14 protein-coding genes are annotated in these 17,194 nt (G+C 66.5%); 8 read left to right on the top strand and 6 right to left on the bottom strand.

Annotated elements, in window-relative coordinates; all coding sequences use genetic code 11:
* Positions 1–135: 135 nt before the first annotated feature.
* Together ACRCUN_RS31980 and ACRCUN_RS31975 are read right to left on the bottom strand one after the other, a co-directional pair.
* Positions 136–633, bottom strand: a complete 498-nt coding sequence (locus ACRCUN_RS31980) for a methylated-DNA--[protein]-cysteine S-methyltransferase (protein WP_462145621.1) — start codon at positions 631–633, stop codon at positions 136–138.
* Between the two features lie 13 nt (positions 634–646).
* Entirely contained in the window at positions 647–2,137 is a 1,491-nt protein-coding gene (locus ACRCUN_RS31975; protein ID WP_462145620.1) for an AlkA N-terminal domain-containing protein, read from the bottom strand.
* An 88-nt stretch (positions 2,138–2,225) separates the two neighbouring features.
* On the opposite strand from ACRCUN_RS31975, the gene glsA reads away from it, so the two are divergent.
* Complete coding sequence (glsA, locus tag ACRCUN_RS31970) at positions 2,226–3,542, top strand: glutaminase A (protein WP_462145619.1); 1,317 nt, start codon at positions 2,226–2,228, stop codon at positions 3,540–3,542.
* On the opposite strand, the gene ACRCUN_RS31965 is transcribed toward glsA, so the two are convergent.
* On the bottom strand, positions 3,498–5,105 hold the full coding sequence (locus ACRCUN_RS31965) for an adenylate/guanylate cyclase domain-containing protein (protein WP_462145618.1): 1,608 nt from the start codon (positions 5,103–5,105) through the stop codon (positions 3,498–3,500). The two genes, glsA and ACRCUN_RS31965, sit on opposite strands and share 45 nt — an antisense overlap.
* A gap of 46 nt (positions 5,106–5,151) precedes the next feature.
* Here ACRCUN_RS31965 and nucS point away from each other — a divergent pair, with 46 nt between their 5' ends.
* Positions 5,152–5,838 carry an endonuclease NucS gene (gene nucS / locus ACRCUN_RS31960; protein ID WP_462145617.1) on the top strand — a complete coding sequence of 229 codons (687 nt, stop codon included), beginning with the start codon at positions 5,152–5,154 and terminating at the stop codon, positions 5,836–5,838.
* On the top strand, positions 5,838–6,119 hold the full coding sequence (locus ACRCUN_RS31955) for an Rv1322 family protein (protein WP_462145616.1): 282 nt from the start codon (positions 5,838–5,840) through the stop codon (positions 6,117–6,119). The genes nucS and ACRCUN_RS31955 overlap by 1 nt, the downstream gene beginning before the upstream one ends.
* On the opposite strand, the gene mce is transcribed toward ACRCUN_RS31955, so the two are convergent.
* On the bottom strand, positions 6,116–6,592 hold the full coding sequence (mce, locus tag ACRCUN_RS31950; protein ID WP_462145615.1) for a methylmalonyl-CoA epimerase: 477 nt from the start codon (positions 6,590–6,592) through the stop codon (positions 6,116–6,118). The genes ACRCUN_RS31955 and mce overlap by 4 nt on opposite strands.
* Positions 6,593–6,675: 83 nt before the next feature.
* Here mce and ACRCUN_RS31945 point away from each other — a divergent pair, with 83 nt between their 5' ends.
* From ACRCUN_RS31945 to ACRCUN_RS31935, 3 genes are read left to right on the top strand one after another with little or no spacing between them, the layout of a single operon-like run.
* Positions 6,676–7,854: an acetyl-CoA C-acetyltransferase gene (locus tag ACRCUN_RS31945; protein ID WP_462145614.1), complete on the top strand. Its 1,179-nt coding sequence runs from the start codon at positions 6,676–6,678 to the stop codon at positions 7,852–7,854.
* Between the two features lie 57 nt (positions 7,855–7,911).
* The gene (locus ACRCUN_RS31940) at positions 7,912–8,307 is read left to right on the top strand and encodes a DUF3817 domain-containing protein (protein ID WP_462145613.1); all 396 of its coding nucleotides are present in this window, start codon (positions 7,912–7,914) and stop codon (positions 8,305–8,307) included.
* Positions 8,308–8,320: 13 nt separating this feature from the next.
* Positions 8,321–9,214: a tetratricopeptide repeat protein gene (locus ACRCUN_RS31935; RefSeq protein ID WP_462145612.1), complete on the top strand. Its 894-nt coding sequence runs from the start codon at positions 8,321–8,323 to the stop codon at positions 9,212–9,214.
* Between the two features lie 16 nt (positions 9,215–9,230).
* Here the strand turns inward: ACRCUN_RS31935 and glgB are convergent, their stop codons facing one another.
* Both glgB and ACRCUN_RS31925 read right to left on the bottom strand, forming a co-directional pair.
* The gene (gene glgB / locus ACRCUN_RS31930) at positions 9,231–11,438 is read right to left on the bottom strand and encodes a 1,4-alpha-glucan branching protein GlgB (RefSeq protein WP_462145611.1); all 2,208 of its coding nucleotides are present in this window, start codon (positions 11,436–11,438) and stop codon (positions 9,231–9,233) included.
* Positions 11,439–11,445: 7 nt separating this feature from the next.
* Positions 11,446–13,524 carry an alpha-1,4-glucan--maltose-1-phosphate maltosyltransferase gene (locus tag ACRCUN_RS31925; protein ID WP_462145610.1) on the bottom strand — a complete coding sequence of 693 codons (2,079 nt, stop codon included), beginning with the start codon at positions 13,522–13,524 and terminating at the stop codon, positions 11,446–11,448.
* Between the two features lie 201 nt (positions 13,525–13,725).
* Between ACRCUN_RS31925 and ACRCUN_RS31920 the strand changes: the two genes are divergently transcribed.
* Both ACRCUN_RS31920 and ACRCUN_RS31915 read left to right on the top strand, forming a co-directional pair.
* Positions 13,726–16,347 (top strand): glycosyltransferase family 1 protein, encoded by a 2,622-nt coding sequence (locus ACRCUN_RS31920; protein WP_462145609.1) that lies wholly within the window; start codon positions 13,726–13,728, stop codon positions 16,345–16,347.
* On the top strand, positions 16,344–17,192 hold the full coding sequence (locus ACRCUN_RS31915) for a virginiamycin B lyase family protein (protein WP_462145608.1): 849 nt from the start codon (positions 16,344–16,346) through the stop codon (positions 17,190–17,192). Before ACRCUN_RS31920 ends, ACRCUN_RS31915 begins: the two co-directional genes overlap by 4 nt.
* The last annotated feature ends 2 nt before the right edge of the window (positions 17,193–17,194 follow it).

Raw genomic sequence — 17,194 nt, 5'->3', positions numbered from 1 at the left:
GTCCTGAGCCCCCCAATTTCGATTGGGGGGCTCAGGCATTTTGTGTGCATTTTGTTGCATCAACGCCCTTTTCGTACCGGCCGGGCTCTGTTCCTGAACGCAACGTCGCCCCACGCCGATTCGGGCCTTGGTAATTCAGTCGAATAGCGCCGGCATGGTGCGGCTTTTCTCCAATTCGAGGAGGGCCCGCTTACGTGCGAGCCCGCCGCCGTATCCCGTAAGGCTCCCATTCGATCCGATGACGCGATGGCAGGGCACGATTATGCCGATCGGATTATGACCGTTGGCCAAACCGACAGCCCGAAACGCACCCGGCGATCCGATTTCGCGGGCAATTTCGCCATAGGAACACGTCTGACCGTACGGAATCGTCTGCAATGCGTTCCATACACGGCGCTGAAATGGTGTTCCGACCATTTCGAGGTCAAGCTCGAATTCGGTACGTTCGCCAGCGAAGTACGCGGCTAATTGCTCGACCGCCTCCGGAAAAGCTGTCTCGTCGGGCGCCCAGCCGTCACGGCTCGGCTCGTACGTCTGATCGACCATTCGTAGATGCATCAACCGTCCGTCCCGGCCGGCCAAGGTCAACGGTCCGACTGGGCTGTCCACCGTGCGGTAATGCAGTGTCGTCATCATTCTCCTTCTGCTACTGGTTCGCGTTCGGTGGCCACTGGTTGACCGCGTGGTCCAGCGTCGTCCACAGGTGTTGTGTGGCGTACGCGCGCCACGGTCGCCAGCGGGTGCTGTGCGCGATCAGGGCCCCGGATTCGATGGGCAGGCCAAGCTGCTCCGCGGCCAGCCGTATCCCCAGATCGGTCGCCGGGAACGCATCGGGGTCCCCCAAGCCCCGCAGCGCGATGACTTCGGCGGTCCACGGACCCACACCCGGTATCGCGAGAAGCTGCTCGCGTGCACGCTGCCAATCGCATCCGGGATCGAGGATCAGAGCTTCGTCGGCGAGGGCGCTCACCATGGCGTGGACGGTTCGCTTCCGAGATTCCGGCATCGCGAGGTGGCTCGGATCGATTTCGGCCAGATCGGCGATGCTGGGAAACACGTGCGTCAGCCCGCCATGTTCGTCCCGGACCGCGGAACCGTATGCGGTGACGAGTCGCCCGGCATGGGTTCGGGCAGCCTTGATCGATACCTGCTGACCGATGACGACCCGCAGCGCGAGCTCAGCTTCGTCTACGGTCCTGGGGATACGTTGCCCGGGTGCTTTGGCGACAACCGCGCTGAGATCGGAATCGGCGCCCAACGCGTCGACCACCGCTTCCGGATCGGCATCCAAGTCCAGCAGCCGCCGGCAGCGGGCGATCGCAGCGGACAGGTCACGAAAGTCGTCGAGCACGAGTTGGCAGCGCACATGGTCGGGCTGCGGCTCCAGACCGACGATGCCGTTGCCGTGCGGTAGGCGCAACGTACGGCGGTAGGCACCGTCGCGGACCTCCTCTACGCCGGGCACGGCGCTCGCAGCGAGGTGACCGAACAGCCCTTCGTAGGCGAACGGACTACGGACCGGCAGCCGCAGCGACAGCATGCCTGGGGACGCGGTGTCGTCCCGGGCGATCCTCGTCCGCGCACGAAGCCGCAGCTCTGACGGCGTCAGGTCGCATACCGCTCGGATGGTGTCGTTGAACTGGCGGATCGACGCGAAGCCCGCGGCGAAAGCCACGTCACTGAACGGCAATTCGGTGGTTTCTATCAACACCCGTGCGGTCTGGCTACGCTGTGCCCGCGCAAGCGCAAGCGGATTCGCGCCCAACTCGGTTTGCAAGATCCGCTGCAGCTGCCGAGTGGTGTAACCGACACGGGTGGCCAGGCCGGTGACGCCTTCGCGGTCGACCGTGCCGTCGGCGATCAGCCGCATGCATCTGGCGACGACATCGCCACGCATGTTCCACTCCGGCGAGCCGGGGGATGCGTCGGGTCGGCACCGCTTGCAGGCCCGGAAACCCGCCGCCTGCGCGGCCGCGGCCGTCGGATAGAACCGCATGTTCTTGGCGAACGGCGGCCGTACCGGGCAACTGGGCCTGCAGTAGATGCCGGTGGTCAGCACGGCGGTCACAAACCAGCCGTCGAACCGCGCGTCCTTGGACTGGACGGCGCGGTAACAGCGGTCGAAATCCTCGTGCATACGTCCACGTTTACACGGATGTACCGACATCACTGGCGGAAAAGCGACATCGTCATCGCACGGCCAGGCTCGGGCTACACTCCACACCGTGGCCGATCTGGTGCAGCGGTACCTGGACCAGATCCGTGCCCAGCACGAGAGCCTGCGCGACGGTGTGCTCGCGGACTATATCCCCGAACTCGCCACCGTGGATCCGGATGGCTTCGGTGTGACGTTGTCGTCGTCAGACGGCTTCGTCTACGAATCCGGGGACACCGCAGTCGAATTCACCATCCAGTCGATCTCCAAGCCGTTCACCTACGCGCTCGCGCTCGACCAGATGGGTGAGCGGGCGGTCGACGCCAGGATCGGCGTGGAGCCGTCAGGTGAGGCGTTCAACGAAATCAGCGTCGACAAAGCCACCAAGACGCCCAAGAACCCGATGATCAACGCAGGCGCCATCGCCGCGGTGTCGCTGGTTCCCGGTGGCACGCCCGACGAACGGTTCAAGCGAATCCACGAGTTCTACTCGGCATGTGCCGGGCGGCGGCTCGACGTCGACCTCGACGTGTACGCCTCGGAGAAGGCAACCGGCAATCGCAACCGGGCGATCGCGTACATGCTCACGAGTTTCGGCGCCCTTGAGGGCGATCCCGACGAGGTGCTCGACGTGTATTTCCGGCAGTGCTCGATCAAAGTCACCAGTACAGACCTGGCCCGGATGGCCGCCACGCTGGCCCGCGGCGGGCTCAACCCGCTGACCGGGCGCCGCGTCACCGACGGGCACGTGGTCCGGCGCGCCCTCAGTGTGATGGTCACGTGTGGCATGTACGACGCGGCAGGCGACTGGGTCAGCGCCGTCGGCATGCCCGCCAAGAGCGGTGTTGGTGGCGGCGTCGTCGCGGTGCTGCCGGGCCAACTCGGAATCGGCGTCTACTCACCGCGTTTGGACGCCAAGGGCAACAGCGTCCGCGGCGTACAGGTATGCCGCAGCCTGTCGACCCGGCTGGGCCTGCACTTCCTCACGGTCGGCCGCGAGACCTCGGCGACACTGCGAGCCGTTTACGACGCCGGTCCGCGCGTGCGGGTATATGAGATCCAGGGGGACTTGTTGTTCGCGGGTGCCGAGCAGGTGTTACGTACCGCCGCACGCGAGAGTGTCGGCTTCGACGTGGCAATTCTGGACGCGACCCGGGTTGACGACATCAACGACACGGCCCGCGACATGCTCACCGGGATGCGGGCCGGCCTCGCCGTCGACGGTAAGGAGAGCTACCTCGTCGACCCCGACGGACGTGTGGTGCCGGCCGAGCGCCGCGGCGACTACGACGCCGTCGTGTTCCGGACGGTCGACGACGCCGTCTCCGCAGCTGCTCAACGACTAGACCGGTACCGCGAGGCGGGTGGGCTCATCGAGCCCACGTAGCGTCACCGTGTCGCCCAGAGCCCAACGGGCACGTTCGGATTCGGTGGCATTGGCGATGGTGTCCGACGACGCGACCAGATGGCCAGGCACCGATTTGGAGTACTCGCACAAGCGGGCCGCCTCGTTGACCGGCTCACCGATCACGGTGTACTCGAAGCGCTGTTTGGCACCGACGTTGCCCGCCACCACCTTGCCGGCCGCCACCCCGATGCCCGCGTCGAGCTCAGGCACCTCGGTGCGCAGCCGTGCGGCGATCGCCCTGGCCGCCGCAAGCGCCTCGTCCTCGGCGTTCTCCAGCGACACCGGCGCGCCGAACACCGCCAGCACCGCGTCGCCCTCGAACTTGTTGACCAGCCCGCGGTGACGGTCCACCTCGTCGACGATCACGGCGAAGAAGCGGTTGAGCAGGTCGACCACCTCGACCGCGGGACGGCTCGTCACCAGCTGGGTAGAGCCGATGACGTCGACGAAAATGACTGCGGCATGGCGCTCTTCGCCGCCGAGCACGGGCCTTTCCTTCTCGGCGAGCGCGGCGACCTCACGGCCGACATGGCGGCCGAACAGATCGCGCACCCGTTCACGTTCGCGTAGCCCGTGCACCATGGAGTTGAATCCGCGCTGGAGCTGACCGAGTTCGGTCCCGTCGAACACGACAAGGTTGGTGTTCAGATCGCCTTGTTCGACCCGGTTGAGCGCCGCGCGCACGACCCGTATCGGGGTCGCGGTCAGCCAGGCCAGGATCCACATCAGAATGAACCCGAACACCAACGCGAACACCGCCAGCGTGATCACCGCGAACGCGAACTGAGTCGGGGTGAGATTCTCCAGCGTCAACGCGAATATGGCGGCCAACAGGATGCCGAGCACCGGGACCCCCGAACCGAGCGCCCACACCATCATGGTGCGGCCCATGATCCCCGGCGCGAGGCGCACCGGGGGCGGCCCGGCTTCCAACGCTTGTGCGGCCACCGGGCGCAGGGCGAACTCGGTGAACAGGAAGCAACTGGTCGCCACGACGATCCCGGGAAAGCTGATGCCCAGCAGGAACTTCGGGATGTAGTTGGTGTCGACCAGACCGTAGAGCGTGGTGAGCAGGGCCGTGCCGACCGCCCAGAGAACCAGCAACACGCGCGTCAGCCGCACCGGGGCGAAGAACGTGTTGCGCTGATCCTCCCGGGTCGGGATGCGCTCCTCGATCGCCCAGCGCACGCTGTTGATCACCCTGCTGGTGGCCCAGAACACGCCTACGATCAACGCGAGCGCGATGTAGGCGGGCGCGACGCCGAACGTGATCCAGAGGACGTCCGGGGCGAATACCTTCGGTGTCGGGAAAGTCAGTGTGACCACGAGCAGCGACACACCTATGCCGAGCAGATTGGCGACGATCACGAACGTCGTCAGGATCAGCTGAATGCGGATCCGCCGCCTGGGCTGGCTCTCGGACACCCGCCCCAGCACCCACGAGCCGTATTCCGGGGTGGTGGACGAAAGCTTGCTGCTCTGCCGGGTGACGGTTTCCAGCACCCGGCCCAGCCGCCGCGCGACCGAATTATCGGCGTTCATTGTGGCGTCAGCCTAGTTCGTCGTAGCTGCCCTTAAGGTGGATCGGGTGCGCCTCGTCATAGCTCAGTGCACCGTCGATTACGTCGGGCGGTTGACCGCCCATCTTCCGTCGGCCCGTCGGCTGCTGTTGTTCAAGGCCGACGGATCGGTGAGCGTGCATGCCGACGACCGTGCCTACAAGCCGCTGAACTGGATGAGCCCGCCGTGTTGGGTCAAAGAGCAGGACGTGGAAGATCCGGCTGGAGGTTCGGTTCTCGTTTGGGTGGTGGAGAACAAGACGGGTGAGCAGCTGCGGATCACCGTCGAAGACGTCGAGCACGACTCCAGCCACGAGCTCGGTGTCGACCCCGGGCTGGTGAAGGACGGTGTCGAAGCGCACCTGCAGGCACTGTTGGCCGAGCACGTCGAATTGCTCGGGGCCGGTTACACGTTGGTACGCCGCGAGTATCCGACCGCGATCGGGCCGGTCGATCTGCTGTGCCGTGACGAGCTGGGCCGCTCGGTGGCCGTCGAGATCAAGCGCCGTGGAGAAATCGACGGTGTCGAACAGCTGACCCGTTACTTGGAGCTGCTCAACCGTGACACCGTGTTGGCCCCGGTGGCAGGCGTCTTCGCGGCCCAGCAGATCAAGCCGCAGGCCCGCACACTGGCCACTGATCGCGGAATCCGTTGCGTGACGCTCGATTACGACCAGATGCGGGGCATGGACAGCGCCGAGTACCGGCTGTTCTGATGCCGCGTCGGCGCAGGGAACCCCGGCGGCTGCCGCCGTTACCGCCGCCGCGCCGCGTCGAGACCGGACCGGATGGCTACGAGTACGAGGTGCGGGCGGTCAGCGCGGCGCGAGCCGTCAAGAACTATCGCTGCCCGGGATGCGATCACGAAATCCGTTCGGGCGTGGCGCATGTGGTGGTGTTGCCGGTGGAACTCGGCGATGTCGACGACCGCAGGCACTGGCACACGTCGTGCTGGACGAATCGGGCCAACCGCGGCCCGACGCGTCGGTGGTCCTAGTGGTCTGAATCGGTAGCCGGCTCGACGAGCTCGACCAGCACGCCGCCGGCATCCTTGGGGTGGATGAAGTTGATCCGCGAGTTCGCGGTGCCCTTGCGGGGTGCGTCGTACAGCAGCCGCACACCGTCGGCGCGCAGTCGCTCGGAGAGCGTGTCGATGTCGCTGGTGCGGTAGGCCAGCTGCTGCAGGCCAGGGCCACGCTTGTCCATGAACTTGGCGATGGTCGAGGTCTCGTCCAGCGGCGACATCAGTTGAATCTGTGCGCTGCCCTTCGGGGCGCCCCGCACGGAAAGCATGGCCTCACGCACGCCCTGCTCCTCGTTGACCTCCTCGTGCAGCACGATCATGCCGAGGTGGTCGTGGTACCACTTGATGGCGACGTCGAGATCGGGCACGGCGATGCCGACATGATCGATCGCGGTCACCAGCGCACTGGCGAGCGCTGGACGGGCGTCAACATGCTCGGTGGTCATAACGTAAAGGTAACCTGATACGGCACTTTTTATGCCTGTGTGATCGGCCACACTCGCCGTTACAGAACTGTTGGAGGATGGAAATGACGACCTCGGTAATTGTTGCCGGAGCTCGCACCCCGGTCGGCAAGTTGATGGGTTCGCTCAAGGATTTCTCGGGCAGTGATCTGGGCGCGATCGCCATCAAGGGCGCGCTGGAGAAGGCGAACGTGCCGGCGTCTCTGGTCGAGTACGTGATCATGGGCCAGGTGCTGACGGCAGGCGCCGGTCAGATGCCGGCCCGGCAGGCCGCGGTGGCGGCGGGCATCGGTTGGGACGTCCCGTCGCTGACCATCAACAAGATGTGCCTGTCCGGCATCGACGCCATTGCGCTGGCCGATCAGCTGATCCGGGCCGGCGAATTCGACGTCGTCGTGGCCGGCGGCCAGGAGTCGATGACCCAGGCTCCGCACCTGCTGCCCAAGAGCCGCGAGGGCTACAAGTACGGCGATGTCACAGTGCTCGATCACATGGCGTACGACGGGCTGCACGACGTGTTCACCGACCAGCCGATGGGCGCGCTCACCGAGCAGCGCAACGACATCGACAAGTTCACCCGCGCGCAGCAGGACGAGTTTGCTGCTCAGTCGCACCAGAAGGCCGCCGCGGCGTGGAAGGACGGCGTCTACGCCGACGAAGTGGTGCCGGTTTCGATTCCTCAGCGCAAGGGCGATCCCATCGAGTTCGCCGAGGACGAGGGCATTCGCGCCAACACCACCGCCGAGTCGCTGTCCGGGCTCAAGCCCGCGTTCCGCAAGGACGGCACCATCACGGCGGGCTCGGCGTCGCAGATCTCCGACGGCGCCGCTGCCGTCGTGGTGATGAACAAGGCCAAGGCCGAGGAGCTCGGCCTGAGCTGGTTGTGCGAGATCGGCGCTCACGGCGTGGTGGCGGGGCCGGACTCCACGCTGCAGTCACAGCCCGCCAACGCGATCAAGAAGGCGATCGCGCGTGAGGGCATCACGACCGATCAGCTCGACGTCATCGAGATCAACGAGGCGTTCGCTGCGGTGTCGCTCGCCTCCACGCAGGAGCTGGGCGTCGACCCGGCGAAGGTCAACGTCAACGGCGGTGCGATCGCGATCGGTCACCCGATCGGGATGTCGGGCGCGCGCATCACGCTGCACGCCGCGCTCGAGCTCGCCCGCCGGGGCTCGGGCTACGCGGTCGCGGCGCTCTGCGGTGCCGGTGGCCAGGGCGACGCGCTCATCCTGCGTCGCTGACAGCTAAGCCCCGTCGTTTACGACGGCCTGTAGTAGCTGGCCGGTGGTTCGGGCACAATGGCGCCCATGACAAGCTCTTTTGACCTGCGCTCGATCCCCGGCTGGTTCCGGCTCATCGGCCTGGCCGAGGCCGTCAGCTGGGCCGGCCTGCTGGTCGGCATGTATTTCAAGTACTTGGGCACACCGCGTACCGAAGTCGGCGTCAAGGTGTTCGGGCCGATCCACGGCGGCGTCTTCATCGCGTTCGTGGTGGCCGCGCTGCTCGTCGGAATCGCCCACAAATGGGGCGTCGGCACCTGGATTCTGGCGTTGCTGGCGAGCATCGTGCCATTGGGCAGTGTGATCTTCATCATATGGGCCGATCGCACGGCCCGAATGGGCTCGTCGGCGGGTTCGGCAGGTGCTGCCTCGCTGACCGCGCAACCGGGACGGGCCGCACCAGAAACGACGTGACAGACTTGACTGCGTGACGCGTCCACGACCTTCCATCGGGCCGGCGCTGGCCGGCGCGGTTGATCTCTCGGCACTCAAGCAGCGCCCCGCCGCTGCCGGCGATGGCCCGGCACCGGCCGGGCCGGGCGGGGTCGAGGTCACCGAAGCGACCTTCGAAGCCGAGGTGCTGGTTCGGTCCAGCCAGGTGCCGGTAGTGGTGCTGCTGTGGTCACCGCGTAGCGACGCGAGCATCGAGCTCGGCGATACGCTGGCCGGCTTCGCCGCGGCCGACGGCGGCAAGTGGTCGCTCGCAGTCGTCAACGTCGACACCACTCCTCGGGTCGCCCAGATGTTCGGCATCCAAGGGGTCCCGACCGTGGTCGCGCTCGCAGCGGGCCAGCCGATCGCGAGCTTCCAGGGCGCCCAGCCTGCCGAGCAGTTGCGGCGCTGGGTGGACTCGCTGCTCGAGGCCACCGCGGGCAAGCTGACCGGAACCGGTGAGGCCGAAACCGAGGAAGTCGACCCCGCGGTCGCGCAGGCAAGGGCGTTCCTGGACGAGGGCAATTTCGCGGCCGCACTCACCGCCTACCAGGCGATCCTGGACGCGCAACCCACTCACGCCGAGGCGCAGGGCGCGGTGCGCCAGATCGCCTTCCTGCAGCGCGCCAGCGCACAATCGCCCGACGCTGTCGCGGTCGCCGACGCCGCCCCGGACGACATCGAGGCTGCGTTCGCGGCCGCCGACGTCGAGATCCTGCAGCAGCAGGTGACTGCCGCCTTCGATCGACTCATCGCGTTGGTCAAGCGCACAGCAGGCGACGAGCGGACCGCGGTGCGGACCCGGCTCATCGAGTTGTTCGAGCTGTTCGACCCGACCGATCCGGACGTGGTCGCGGGCCGGCGCAATCTCGCCAACGCGCTGTACTGATTCTCCGCCGAGGAAACTAGGCGGGCTCGAACCACAGCATCGCGAGCGGCGGCAGCACCATCACCGCCGATGCCGGCCGGCCATGCCACGGTTCGTCCGTGGCCTCGACCGCGCCGAAGTTGCCGATACCCGATCCGTTGTAGAGCGCGGCATCGGTGTTGAGCACCTCGCGCCAGGTCCCGGCATGGGGGAGTCCGAGCCGGTACTGGCTGTGCTCGCTACCCGCGAAGTTGACGACGCACGCCAGCATCGAGCCGTCACTGCCGTACCGGAGAAAGCTCAGCACGTTGTTGGCCGAGTCGTTGGCGTCGATCCAGGAGTAACCCTCCGGGCTGGTATCCCGGCTCCACAACGCCGGGTGGCTGCGGTAGATGTCGTTAAGATCGCGCACCAGCCGCTGCACGCCGCCGGAAAAGCCCTGCTCGCCGAGCTGGAACCAGTCGAGGCCACGTTCCTCGGACCATTCGGCGCGCTGCCCGAACTCCTGGCCCATGAACAGCAGCTGCTTGCCCGGATGTGCCCATTGATAGGCGAGCAGGCTGCGCAGGCCTGCCGCCTTCTCATGATCTCCGCCGGGCATGCGTCCCCACAGCGTGCCCTTGCCGTGTACGACCTCGTCGTGGCTGATCGGCAACACGTAGTTCTCGCTGAACGCGTAGAGCATCGAGAACGTCATCTCGTGGTGGTGATAGTTGCGATACACCGGGTCGCGGCTGATGTAGTCGAGCGTGTCGTTCATCCAGCCCATGTTCCACTTCATCGAGAAACCAAGGCCGCCAAGGTTCGTCGGCCGGGTCACGCCCGGCCACGAGGTGGATTCCTCGGCCACCGTGACGATGCCCGGTGCGACCTTGTGCACCGTCGCGTTCATCTCCTGCAGGAACTGCACCGCTTCGAGGTTCTCGCGGCCGCCGTGGACGTTGGGCGTCCAGCCGCCCTCCGGGCGCGAGTAGTCGAGATAGAGCATGGAGGCGACGGCGTCCACGCGCAGCCCGTCGACGTGGTATTCCTGCAGCCAGTAGAGCGCGTTGGCGACCAGGAAATTGCGCACCTCGGGGCGGCCGAAGTCGAAAACGTAGGTGCCCCAGTCGAGTTGCTCGCCGCGGCGCGGATCGGAGTGCTCGTATAGCGCCGTTCCGTCGAACCGGCCCAATGCCCAGGAATCCTTGGGGAAGTGGGCGGGCACCCAGTCGACGATCACCCCGATGCCGGCCTGGTGCAGTTGATCGACCAGGTACCGGAAATCGTCGGGGCTGCCCAACCGGGAGGTCGGCGCGTAATACGACGTGACCTGGTATCCCCACGACCCGCCGAACGGGTGCTCGGCGACAGGTAGCAGCTCGACGTGGGTGAAACCCTGCTCCACAACATATTCGGTGAGTTCGGTGGCCAGCTGCCGGTAGCTCAGCCCCGGCCGCCACGACATGAGGTGCACCTCGTAGGTGCTCATCGGCTCGAACACCGGGTTGAGGCCGGCCCGGCGGGTCATCCAGTCGTCGTCGCTCCAGTCATAGGAACTGGCGGTGACCCGCGACGCGGTCTGCGGGGGCACCTCCGTGGCAAACGCCATCGGGTCGGCGCGGTCGCTGACCGCGCCGTCGGCGCCGTGTACCCGGAACTTGTACAGGCCGCCGACGGGAAAGCCCGGCCAGAATAGCTCCCACACGCCCGACGAACCCAGCACGCGCATCTGTGCCTCGTTGCCGTCCCAGTGATTGAAATCCCCGATCAGGCTGACGCCCTTGGCGTTAGGGGCCCACACCGCGAACGACACACCGTCGACCACACCGTCGGGGGTCGTGAACGTGCGCGGGTGCGCGCCGAGGATCTCCCAGAGCCGTTCGTGGCGCCCCTCGGCGAACAGGTGCAGATCCAGTTCGCCGAGCGTCGGCAGGAACCGGTAGGCGTCGGCCGTCGTATGCGTGTGGATCGTGTCCGCTTCGCCCGGGTAGCCGACTTCGAGCCGGTAGTCGACGAGATCGGTGAACGGTACGGCCACCGCGAAAAGCCCGGATTCGAGGTGCTGCAGCGGGTAGCGATCCCCGCCGATCACCGCCTCGACCTTGGCGGCATGTGGCCGGTAGGCGCGGATGACAGTGTGGTCGCCGTATTCGTGCGCGCCCAACACCGAGTGCGGATCGTGGTGCTCGCCGGCCACCAACCGGTGGATGTCCGACGGATCGGGCCGCAGACGCGCGTTGGTGAGCTGATTGGTTCTCGTCATCTCGCCCTCATTCCCTGCGTAGCAAGCCGAGTCGTTTCTCGTACGGTACGAGCGGCATGTTCAACACGTGCGCAACCGCTCTGGCCGGGTCGATGCGGATGTAGTTCGACTGGCCCCACTGGTATTCCTCACCGGTGATCTCATCGCGCACCCAGAACCGGTCATATGACTCCATACCCAGCGCGGCCATGTCCAACCACAATGTCGCCTCTTCCGGGGCGAATGCGTTGAGCGTGACCACCACCAGGACCGTGTCGCCGGTGATCGGATCGAACTTGCTGTAGGCCAGCAGGGCGTCGTTGTCGAGGTGATGGAACTTGATGGTCCGCAGTTGGCGGAGCGCGGGATGCAGGCGTCGAATCTCGTTGAGCCGAGCCAGGAATGGCTCCAGTGATTCGCCTGCGGCCAGGGCGCCCTCGAAATCGCGCGGTCGAAGCTCGTACTTCTCGGAGTCGAGGTACTCCTCGCTGCCTTCGCGCACCGCACGGTGCTCGAACAGCTCGTAGCCCGAGTACACCCCCCACGACGAGCTCATCGTCGCTGCCAGGACCGCCCTGATCGCGAACATGCCGGGCCCCCCGTGCTGCAGACTCTCGTGCAGGATGTCCGGGGTGTTGACCCACAGGCTCGGCCGCGCGCAGTCGGCGTACTTCGCGATGTCCTCACCGAACTCGGTGAGCTCCCACTTCGCGGTGCGCCACGTGAAATACGTGTAGGACTGCGTGAATCCGAGCTTGGCCAGTCCGTAGAGCCGGGCAGGCCGGGTGAACGCCTCCGACAGGAACAACACGTGCGGGTCTTCGTTCTTGACCTCCGAGATCAGCCACGCCCAGAAGTTCGGCGGTTTTGTGTGTGGGTTGTCGACCCGAAACACCTTCACGCCGTGCGAGATCCAGAATCGCACCACGCGGAGCACCTCGTGATAAAGGCCTGCCGGATCGTTGTCGAAATTCAGCGGGTAGATGTCCTGGTACTTCTTGGGCGGGTTCTCGGCATAGGCGATCGTGCCGTCGGGCAGCACCGTGAACCACTCGCGGTGCTCTTTGGCCCACGGGTGATCCGGTGCGCACTGCAGTGCGAGATCCAGTGCCACTTCGAGCCCCGCGTCGCGGGCCGCGGCGACGAACCCGTCGAAATCGTCGATGGTGCCCAACGCGGGGTGCACCGCGTCGTGCCCGCCTTCGTCGCTACCGATCGCCCATGGCGAACCGACGTCGCCGGGGGCAGCGGTCACCGAGTTGTTGCGGCCCTTGCGATGTATCTTGCCGATCGGATGGATGGGCGGCAGATACACGATGTTGAATCCCATGCGCGCGATGCGGGGCAGCGCGGCGGCCGCGGTGGTGAAGGTTCCGTGCACGGGGTGACCATCGTCGTCCCATCCGCCCGTGGACCGCGGGAACAACTCGTACCACGAGCTGAACCGGGCCAGCGGCCGGTCCACCCACACGCCGTATTGATCACCGCGCGTAACCAATTCGCGCAGTGGATACTGCGTGAGCAACTCGGACACTTCCTCCGACAGCGCCGCCCCGGCGCGCGTGAACGGATCGCCAGGTGTGCGTAGTGCGGCCGCTGCCTCGATCAGTGGATCGCGCAGTTTGCGCGGCATCCCGGCGGCGGCGCGTTCCAGCAGGCGCGCCCCGACGAGCAGGTCGTTGGACAGCTCGCCCTCACTCTGACCGGCTTCGAGTTTCGTCTCGACCGCATGTCGCCAGGTGGCCAGCGGATCGCCCCAGCCGTCGACTCGGTACGTCCACAAGCCGACGCTGTCGGGCGTGAACTGGCCGTGGAACACATCGGGCGTGCGGCCCTTCGACATCCGCAGCGCCTGCGGTTTTATGCGCTGGCCGGGCCGCACGACCGATTCGATGGGCACCGCGGGGCTCGCCGTACCCGGTCCGGTCGCCAGGCGCGGATAGTCGGCGCCCAGGTAGCGCACCACGAGCGTGGCGGCGACGGCGTCGTGGCCTTCGCGCCACACCGTGGCCCGCACCGGCACCACCTCGCCGACGACGGCTTTGGCAGGGAAGCGTCCGCCGGAAACCACAGGCGCGACGTCGTCGATTCCGATACGACCGGCCACCCATCCACTCCTCATGTCATCGCGGCGCCGTCGCTGCACTGGCCGCTGTCCCGTTTCACTGTCGTTTTCACTGCCCGTGTCGCGTCTCATACCCACCGTAGTGGGCTGGCCAATCACGCGCGGGTGAAGCGCGTGCGTGCCGGGTCACAGCAACATCGCCGTCTGCTGCGAGTACAGAATTTGTCAGTAAGGTTGTTTCGCGTGAAAGCCCTTCGCAGGTTCACCGTCCGCGCTCACCTCCCGGAGCGATTGGCCGCGCTCGAACGACTGTCGATCAACCTGCGCTGGTCCTGGCACAAACCCACGCAGGACCTGTTCGCGGTGATCGATCCCGATCTGTGGCGCCAGACCGATGGAGATCCGGTCGCGCTGCTGGGTGCCGTCAGCCCCAAACGGCTCGACGAACTCGCCGGTGACGAGTCGTTCGTCGGGCGCCTCGGCGAGCTCGCCGCCGATCTGGACAACTATCTGACCCGGCCGCTGTGGTACCAGCAGCAAGCAGAAAGCGGAATCGAGATGCCAAAGGGCATCGCGTACTTCTCGATGGAGTTCGGGGTGGCCAAGGTGCTGCCGAACTACTCGGGCGGGCTTGGCATCCTCGCGGGTGACCACCTCAAGTCGGCGTCGGATCTGGGATTGCCGCTGATCGCGGTCGGTCTGTACTACCGCTCCGGTTACTTCCGGCAGTCGCTGACGGCCGACGGCTGGCAGCACGAGAACTATCCGTCGCTCGATCCGCAGGGTTTGCCGCTGCGACTGCTGACCGACAAGGCCGGCGATCCGGTGCTGGTGGAATTGGCGCTGCCCGACTCGACAGACCTGCGGGCGCGCGTCTGGATCGCCCAGGTCGGCCGGATTCCGTTGCTGCTGCTCGATTCCGACATTCCGGAGAATGAGCACGATCTGCGCAGTGTCACCGACCGGCTCTACGGCGGTGACCAGGAGCACCGCATCAAGCAGGAGATCCTGGCAGGCATCGGCGGGGTGCGCGCCATCCGCGCCTTCATCGAGGCCGAGGACGTCCCGGCGCCCGAGGTGTTCCACATGAACGAGGGCCATGCCGGCTTCCTCGGTGTGGAGCGCATCCGGGAATTGGTCTCGGCCGGACTGGACTTCGACACGGCGTTGACGGTGGTGCGGTCGTCGACGGTGTTCACCACGCACACGCCGGTACCCGCCGGCATCGACCGGTTCCCGGTCGAGATGGTGAAGCGTTACTTCGGGGGTCCGGCCGATGAGCGCTTGCGCGACGAGCATGAAACGCGTGGGCCCGCGGACTCGCGGCTGCTGCCGGGCGTGCCGTTGGAGCGCGTGGTCGCGTTCGGCGCCGAGGACGATCCGTCGAAGTTCAACATGGCCCACATGGGTCTGCGGCTGGCGCAGCGGGCCAATGGGGTGTCGCTGCTGCACGGCCGGGTCAGCCGGTCGATGTTCAACGAGCTGTGGCCCGGATTCGACGCGAACGAGGTGCCGATCGGCTCGATCACCAACGGTGTGCACGCTCCGACGTGGGCCGCACCGCAGTGGCTCGAACTGGGTCGCGAGTTGATCGGTTCGGAAGCCGCCGAACCTGCGGTCTGGGAACGGCTGCAGGAGGTCGAACCCGGCCACCTGTGGTGGATCCGCTCTCAGCTGCGTGAGACGCTGATCGCAGATGTGCGGGACCGCCTGCGCCGGTCGTGGCTGGAACGTGGTGCTTCCGACGCTGAATTGGGTTGGATTGCAACTGCTTTCGATCCCTCGGTGCTCACCATCGGGTTCGCGCGCCGGGTGCCGACCTACAAGCGGCTCACGCTCATGCTGCGTGACCCGGAGCGGCTGGAGAAGCTGCTGCTCGACGAGAAGCGCCCGGTGCAGTTGATCGTCGCGGGCAAGTCGCATCCGGCCGACGACGGCGGCAAGGCGTTGATCCAACAGGTGGTGCGCTTCGCCGACCGCCCCGAGGTCCGTCACCGCATCGCGTTCCTGCCGGACTACGACATGTCCATGGCCCGGCTGCTGTACTGGGGTTGCGACGTCTGGTTGAACAACCCGCTGCGGCCGCTGGAGGCGTGCGGGACCTCGGGCATGAAGAGTGCGCTCAACGGCGGTCTGAACCTGTCGATCCGCGACGGCTGGTGGGACGAGTGGTACGACGGCGAGAACGGCTGGGAGATCCCCACCGCCGACGGGCTGGCCGATGAGACCCGCCGCGACGATCTGGAGGCCGCAGCGCTCTACGACCTGCTCGAAAACGCGGTGACGCCGAAGTTCTACGAGCGTGACGAGCACGGCGTACCGACCCGCTGGGTCGAGATGGTGCGCCATACGCTGCAGGTGCTCGGTCCGAAGGTACTGGCCTCGCGCATGGTGCGCGATTACACCGAGAAGTACTACCTGCCTGCCGCACAGTCGTTGCGCAAGACGGTCGAGTCGTCCGATGGAGAGCCCTTCGGTGCCGCTCGTGAGCTCGCGGATTACCGGCGCCGCGCCCAGGAGGCGTGGCCGAAGGTCGAGGTGACCGACGTGGACAGCTACGGGCTGCCCGACACCCCGCTCCTCGGATCGAAGCTGACCCTGTGCGCGACCGTGCAGCTTGGTGGGTTGAAACCGGACGAGGTGGTGGTTCAGGCGGTGATCGGCCGGGTGGACGCCAGCGACGCCATTCTGGAGCCCGTGACCGTACCCATGACGCATACCGGCTCGGGCGAAGGGGGCACCGAGGTGTTCTCGACCACCACGCCGCTGCCCGTGGCCGGGCCCGTCGGCTACACCGTGCGGGTCTTGCCGCATCACCCGCTGCTGGCCGCGGACAACGAGCTCGGTCTGGTCACACTCGCTTGAGCAAGTCGCTCAAGGTCCGGATCGACGGCGGGCCATATGCGCTCGCGGCAGGCCCCGACGGCGCCATGTGGGTGACGCTCGTGCACGCAGGCGCCATCGCACGCGTCTCAGCCGACGGCGACGTCACGACGTATCCGGTGGCCGCCGATTCGCGGCCGTCGATCATCACCGCGGGACCGGACGGCGCGCTGTGGTTCACCCGTGCCGGTGACGACCGGATCGGCCGCATCACCACCGCAGGTGAGCTGAGTGCGTTCGAGTTGGCGGAGGACAGCGCACCGTTCGGTATCACCGCGGGCACCGACGGGGCGTTGTGGTTCACCGCGATGACGTCGGGGGAGATCGGCCGGATCAGTACGGCCGGCGAGATCACGAGCCAGAGTGTGGTCGGCGGAATGCCCTCGATGATCACCACCGGCCCCGACGGCGCGCTGTGGTTCACGATCAACCAGGGCAACGCGATCGGCAGGCTCGACACCGACGGCAACCTCACGGTGCGTGAATTGCCCACTGCCGCAGCAGGTCCGGTGGGGATAGCGGCAACGCACGATGATGCGGTGTGGTTCACCGAGATACAAGCCGACAAGGTCGGCCGGATCCCGATGGACGACGCCATCCAAGAACTCGACCTGCCCGGCAAGCCACACGCTGTCGTCGCCGACCCGGCGGACGGGGTATGGGTGAGTTTGTGGGGCGCCGACCAGCTCGCCAGGATCAGCGGTGACGGCGAGGTCATCACGATCGACCTGCCCGGCGGCAGTGAACCGCACGGCCTGGCCATCGGCCCCGACGGTGCGGCCTGGGTGGCGTTGGAAGCAGGCTTCGTGCTGCGAATGCCGACCTGATT

It is taken from the genome of Mycobacterium venezuelense (assembly GCF_054919535.1).
This window is presented reverse-complemented; position numbering and strand designations above follow the sequence as displayed.

Bases quoted from the DNA above. Each gene is read 5' to 3' on its own strand.
- ACRCUN_RS31980 (WP_462145621.1), bottom strand. From the start codon at position 633: ATGACGACACTGCATTACCGCACGGTGGACAGCCCAGTCGGACCGTTG.
- ACRCUN_RS31975 (WP_462145620.1), bottom strand. From the start codon at position 2,137: ATGCACGAGGATTTCGACCGCTGTTACCGCGCCGTCCAGTCCAAGGAC.
- ACRCUN_RS31965 (WP_462145618.1), bottom strand. From the start codon at position 5,105: ATGAACGCCGATAATTCGGTCGCGCGGCGGCTGGGCCGGGTGCTGGAA.
- ACRCUN_RS31955 (WP_462145616.1), top strand. From the start codon at position 5,838: ATGCCGCGTCGGCGCAGGGAACCCCGGCGGCTGCCGCCGTTACCGCCG.
- mce (WP_462145615.1), bottom strand. From the start codon at position 6,592: ATGACCACCGAGCATGTTGACGCCCGTCCAGCGCTCGCCAGTGCGCTG.
- ACRCUN_RS31945 (WP_462145614.1), top strand. From the start codon at position 6,676: ATGACGACCTCGGTAATTGTTGCCGGAGCTCGCACCCCGGTCGGCAAG.
- ACRCUN_RS31940 (WP_462145613.1), top strand. From the start codon at position 7,912: ATGGCGCCCATGACAAGCTCTTTTGACCTGCGCTCGATCCCCGGCTGG.
- glgB (WP_462145611.1), bottom strand. From the start codon at position 11,438: ATGACGAGAACCAATCAGCTCACCAACGCGCGTCTGCGGCCCGATCCG.